This is a genomic window from Labrenzia sp. ATLA3 (assembly GCF_057180185.1).
Genome location: NZ_JBXUKV010000027.1, coordinates 1 through 264, shown reverse-complemented (window position 1 = coordinate 264; position 264 = coordinate 1). Strand labels below are relative to the sequence as shown.

The 264-nt window shown below is 63.6% G+C and carries 1 protein-coding gene; it reads left to right on the top strand.

Annotated elements, in window-relative coordinates; translation table 11 throughout:
- Positions 1–264, top strand: a 264-nt coding sequence (locus AC2A6O_RS29065) for a hypothetical protein (RefSeq protein ID WP_498932188.1), incomplete at both ends; no start/stop codon positions are given.

Below are 264 nucleotides of genomic sequence, written 5' to 3'. Positions count from 1 at the left end.
GCGGCCGCGAAGGCGTCATCCTGCATGGCAGCCGAAACCGCGGTTTTTCGCCCGTCACTGCCGACACCCGGCATAATCTTTTTCACATGATTGCGCCCTATCGGGGTAAGCTCGTGCTTCCCGCCAGCGTGCGCCCCGGCGGCCTTTACGAGCTCGACCCCAAAACCGGCGAATTCGGCAGGTTCGATCCTCCGCTCCCCCGCCTCACAACTCGGGACGATCCGGACAGCATCGAAGGCGGTCCTTTCTTTGCCCAGGCTCACG